The 4,331-nt window shown below is 42.5% G+C and carries 4 protein-coding genes; 2 read left to right on the top strand and 2 right to left on the bottom strand.

Annotated elements, in window-relative coordinates; genetic code table 11:
• Nucleotides 1-326 precede the first annotated feature (326 nt).
• Complete coding sequence (locus AN391_RS19655; RefSeq protein WP_055016955.1) at nucleotides 327-818, bottom strand: DUF3016 domain-containing protein; 492 nt, start codon at nucleotides 816-818, stop codon at nucleotides 327-329.
• Between the two features lie 227 nt (nucleotides 819-1,045).
• Here AN391_RS19655 and galE point away from each other — a divergent pair, with 227 nt between their 5' ends.
• Nucleotides 1,046-2,062, top strand: a complete 1,017-nt coding sequence (gene galE, locus AN391_RS19650) for a UDP-glucose 4-epimerase GalE (protein ID WP_055016954.1) — start codon at nucleotides 1,046-1,048, stop codon at nucleotides 2,060-2,062.
• A 312-nt stretch (nucleotides 2,063-2,374) separates the two neighbouring features.
• Here galE and zapE read toward each other — a convergent pair whose 3' ends face one another.
• The gene (gene zapE / locus AN391_RS19645; RefSeq protein WP_055016953.1) at nucleotides 2,375-3,484 is read right to left on the bottom strand and encodes a cell division protein ZapE; all 1,110 of its coding nucleotides are present in this window, start codon (nucleotides 3,482-3,484) and stop codon (nucleotides 2,375-2,377) included.
• A 59-nt stretch (nucleotides 3,485-3,543) separates the two neighbouring features.
• Here zapE and rsuA point away from each other — a divergent pair, with 59 nt between their 5' ends.
• Entirely contained in the window at nucleotides 3,544-4,242 is a 699-nt protein-coding gene (gene rsuA / locus AN391_RS19640; RefSeq protein ID WP_055016952.1) for a 16S rRNA pseudouridine(516) synthase RsuA, read from the top strand.
• Nucleotides 4,243-4,331 lie beyond the last annotated feature (89 nt).

The raw sequence follows: 4,331 nt of genomic DNA, 5'->3' as shown, positions 1-4,331 counted from the left end.
CGGTTAGCGGTTAGCGGTTAGCGGTTAGCGGTTAGCGGTTAGCGGTTAGCGGTTAGCGGTTAGCGGTTAGCGGTTAGCGGTTAGCCAGAATAAATTCCAAATGCACTAGTAAGCAAGGCGCCTACAATAAATTTAGCCCCAGCGCTTATTTGGGTTGTAGACGTAGAGCTTGCTCACGTTAGAAGCGCAGCTTCTCATGGTTTTAAAAAATAATAGCCAATGTAAAAGCGCTCCTTTTATACGCCAACAAGCTGCGCGTCTACTCGGCGATGATTGCAACTCTGTGATTTTAATCGAAGCAGTGAAGCCTGCTCACGCAACACTGCCTAATCTAAATTTGCTAAAATTTGCTCGCCAAACCACTCTGTGATTAAGCGTTTTTCATAAAAAAACGGCTCGTCGCGGCCCATTTTTATTTTATCCATAAAGCCCATGTCTTTCAGCTCTACGTCGCTTGCTTCACTTATTACACTACCATCGTTATCTACAAGCGAGTAATTGAGCTTAATACGCGGAAAATAAATAGGTTTTACTACGCGTATTTCATCCATACCGCCATAGCGTACATCGCCTGCTAAATCGATATCGGTTATTTCTAAATTTAGCTTATAGCCTTTTGGCAACTGCTCGGCGAGTTTAGAAAAGTGTTTTTCGAACTGAGTAGCAATTTGTTTGTGGTACGACGCTTTGCTCTGGCTAGAAGCGCGCACATCGCGGTAGTCTTTAAAATCTTGCCACTTAACTACAGATTCTCCAGCGTGTGCAAATGCAGGTAATGCAATACACATTGCCATAGCGATTGTTTTAACTGAATTCATAGCATTCTCCAAAGGGGCAGCACTAATTATTTAGACTTAGCCCAGAAATATAACTAATAATTTTAGCAGTGATTGATTAACTATAACTTAATACGACATTTAAACTACTTTATAAGTATTTTACTATATGACCCTCTCTTAATAATAAAAGTTACAGATAAAGCATGTAAATAGTAAGAATATATGGTGAAATTAAGATAATTGAAAAAGGTATCCACGGAGCATTCATGGCAATTTTAGTAACAGGCGGCGCAGGCTATATAGGCTCACACACCGTTTTAGAACTTTTACAACAAGGCAGCGAAGTTGTTGTTGTTGATAACTTAAGTAACGCATCAAAAGAGTCGCTTGCACGCGTAAAGCAAATCACAGGCAAAGAAGCCACATTTTACCAAGGCGACATTCTTGATAAAGTTTTTTTAGATGCCATTTTTGCAAGGCACACCATTGAGAGCGTAATTCATTTTGCGGGCTTAAAGTCGGTTGGTGAGTCGGTGGCTAAACCTGTTGAGTACTATCAAACAAACGTACAAGGTACGCTAACACTTGTAGATGCCATGCGTGATGCAGGCGTATTTAAACTCGTATTTAGCTCATCAGCAACCGTTTACGGCGACCCTGCAAGCTTACCGATTAAAGAAGACTTCCCGGTTGGTGGCACAACAAACCCGTATGGCACATCAAAACTGATGGTTGAAATGATGCTACAAGATATTGCTAAATCAGATGAACGCTTTGCGTTTGCTATTTTGCGTTACTTTAACCCTGTGGGCGCCCATGAGTCGGGATTAATTGGCGAAGATCCTAACGGTATACCAAATAACTTACTGCCCTTTATTGCCCAAGTTGCAGTAGGTAAATTAAAACAACTTGCTGTATTTGGTGACGACTACGACACCGTTGATGGCACCGGCGTGCGCGACTATATTCACGTTGTAGATTTAGCGATGGGTCACTTAAAAGCGCTTGATAAAATTGCTAACAATACCGGCGCGCTGGTATATAACCTTGGCACAGGCAATGGTTACTCTGTACTGCAAATGGTTAATGCCTTTATAAAAGCCAGTGGCCAAGACGTACCTTATCAAGTATCGCCTCGCCGCCCTGGCGATATTGCTGCATGCTACGCCGCGCCAGAAAAAGCACTTAAGGAGCTAGGCTGGAAAGCAGAACGCGGAATAGATGCCATGATGGAAGATACATGGCGTTGGCAGTCAAATAACCCTAATGGTTATAAAGGTTAATTAAACGCTTTGCCTGCTGCACAGCAGGCAAATAATCTACAAGTAAATTTAATCACCGTGCTAATATTTAATGTAGACTTAAAGCTTGCTCAGGATTGATGCAAAGCTTCTCATAGCTTTATCAAAGGGGTTAAACACGACGTAAAAGCACTGCTTTTAAACGCCAGCAAGCTGCGCGTCTACAAGACCCTCTGCACCTGTGTTATTTCAGTTTTAGGTGTGAAGCTTGCTCTCGCACAAAGTTGAAATACCAGTATTTTTATACCAACACGCAAGCAAAGCGCCTATAAATAAACTTAGCGTCAGCGCTAATTACCAATTTTGCATTTCAACAATACGCGACTGTGTTCGCGCATACTCAAAGCTCAATTTTTTACCTTCATAAAGCGTTTCTATCTGTGCCTGCGCATTAATGACTAACAACTTGTGGCAATCGTAAAATTCATCTACCAATGCAATAAAGCGCCTCGCTTCGTCATCTAAATAATGCTCATCAAGGGTTTGCTTTTCTCGTTGGTAGCTATCTTCAATACCATGCACTATTACCTTACCCGTTGCGCCTACACCCATTTTTGGCACATTTGCTATATATAAAACATTAAACTGTTTGGCTAAAAGCATATAATCCTGCGCACTTCGTGGGCCAGAGCACAGTGCCATAAAATCAATCATCAGTGCGTTATTTGCTTTAAATAAATACGGTAAAGCGCGCGAGTGTACCTGTAAACTTTGATTTTTAGTCGCTTGCGGATACTGTTTAATAAAAAGCTTATTAAACTCATCATTGGGTAAATTAATAAAATAGTGGCGGTTGTTTTTACCGTATCTAAAGCGGTGATCTTCTTGCCCGGCCACACTAACTATGTGGCAGTGGTTATTAATTAAATCGATTGTAGGTAAAAACCGCGCACGTTGCAGGCCATTACGATAGAGCTGTTCAGGCTTTACGTTAGAGGTTGCCACCAGCACAACCCCACAATCAAACAGGGCATTAAATAACCTTGCCATAATCATTGCATCGCCAATGTCACTAACAAAAAACTCATCAAAACACAGCACGTTTATATTTTTAGCCCACTGTTTGGCAATCAATGTAAGTGGATTTTTTTGCCCTTGTAATTGAGCAAGTTGGGCGTGTACCTGCGCCATAAAGTGATGAAAATGCAGCCGCTGCTTACGCTCAGTGGGTAAGTTTTTATAAAATAAATCCATCAACATAGATTTACCCCGCCCTACCGGCCCATGCAAATAAATCCCTTTAACGAATGGCGCTTTTTGCCACCACAATTTTTTTGTGCATAACTGTGTGCTCAAATTATTTAACGCATTTACCGCACTATGCTGAGCGTTATCAAATCGTAGTTCACCCGCTTCAATTTTTGCTTGATAGAGCTTTAATATTTGTGGGTAGTTTACTGTCATGGGGTTTCACTATCGGCTATAATCGCGCCCATTGTAGCCGACTAAAAATGTGAACTAAAATGAAATTCCCTTGCCGCTTAGATAAATTTATTAGCCACCTAGCAGAGCTGCCACGCTCAAAAGCACGCGCTGCAATTAAGCGCCAAGAAGCGCAAGTTAATGGGGAAGTTATTACCGCGTTCGATTTTCAAATAACCCAGCAAGATAAAGTAACATTTGCTGGCGAGCCTATGGTATTTTTAGGCAAGCGCTACTTTATGCTGCACAAACCTGTAGGCTACGTGTGTGCTAATGTAGATGAGCTACACCCCACCGTATTTGATTTGCTCGATGAGCCAAATATGGCCGACTTTCATGTAGCAGGTCGCCTTGATATAGATACTACTGGCTTAGTGCTTATTACCAACGATGGCGACTGGTCGCATCGTATAACCTCGCCTAAGCACAACAAATTAAAAACCTACTTAGTAGAAACCCAAGAGCCTATAACCGAAGACGCATTAGAACAACTACGCAACGGCGTACAACTTCACAACGAAAAAGATCTCACCCGCCCAGCTAAAGCAGAAGCACTTGCCACCTACAGCTTACGCTTATCAATCAGCGAAGGTAAATACCATCAAGTTAAACGCATGTTAGCCGCAGTAGGTAACAAAGTGGTAGAGTTACACCGCGAGCAAATAGGGAATATTATACTGGACGAAAACTTAGCAGCTGGAGAGTATAGGGAGTTAAAAGAGGGAGAGGTTAAACTATAGAGCGGTCAGCGGTCAGCGGTCAGCGGTCAGCGGTCAGCGGTCAGCGGTCAGCGGTCAGCGGTCAGCGGTCAGCGGTCAGCGGTCAGCGG

The sequence above is a fragment of the Pseudoalteromonas sp. P1-13-1a genome (assembly GCF_001401875.1).
Classification (GTDB): domain Bacteria; phylum Pseudomonadota; class Gammaproteobacteria; order Enterobacterales; family Alteromonadaceae; genus Pseudoalteromonas.
This window is presented reverse-complemented; position numbering and strand designations above follow the sequence as displayed.

Excerpts from the sequence above, each read along its gene's own strand:
- AN391_RS19655 (WP_055016955.1), bottom strand. The coding sequence starts at position 818 with ATGAATTCAGTTAAAACAATCGCTATGGCAATGTGTATTGCATTACCT.
- galE (WP_055016954.1), top strand. The coding sequence starts at position 1,046 with ATGGCAATTTTAGTAACAGGCGGCGCAGGCTATATAGGCTCACACACC.
- zapE (WP_055016953.1), bottom strand. The coding sequence starts at position 3,484 with ATGACAGTAAACTACCCACAAATATTAAAGCTCTATCAAGCAAAAATT.
- rsuA (WP_055016952.1), top strand. The coding sequence starts at position 3,544 with ATGAAATTCCCTTGCCGCTTAGATAAATTTATTAGCCACCTAGCAGAG.